The following is a 519-nucleotide window of genomic DNA, read 5'->3' on the forward strand; positions in this document are numbered from 1 at the left end:
GAGTATCACCAGCAAGAATCCAACGGCGACGGCTTTCGTCAAATAAGTTACGACCACTGCTGTAATCGTATGGATTGGACGATACACCAAGCATATCTTGCAGTAGCGTAACTGAAAGGTCTAAATGGCTCGTGCTGTGATTAAACTCACCAGCCATCATACCAGGCCAATGGATTACCATAGGCACCTGCAATTGGTAACGACTGTAGTTACTGTTTGCGCCCCAGCTATTGGTATTGGTTTCGTTAAACTCACTGCCATGGTTGGAAGTGACGATAACAACGGTGTTTACCAATAATTGAGCGTCTTCAAGTGTTTTGATAATACCGCCGACTTTGTCATCCGCCGATTTCACTGCAAACTCATAAGCATTTTTGAAGCGTTCACTCGCCGACATATCTTCTTTCGAGTTCGACGGGATAGATTCCAAATTATCTACCGTAGTAACTTCGATGTAGCTGAACCAAGGCTGGTTTGCTTTTTCCGTTAGCCACATGTTCCAATCGGCGATAGATTGTT

1 protein-coding gene is annotated in these 519 nt (G+C 44.5%); it reads right to left on the reverse strand.

All coding sequences use genetic code 11. The features are described from left to right. The coding region (locus tag R7Q09_RS28360) for a sulfatase-like hydrolase/transferase (RefSeq protein ID WP_318144234.1) at positions 1 to 519 on the reverse strand (519 nt) is incomplete at both ends.

The sequence above is a fragment of the Vibrio sp. 2130-1 genome (genome assembly GCF_033339515.1).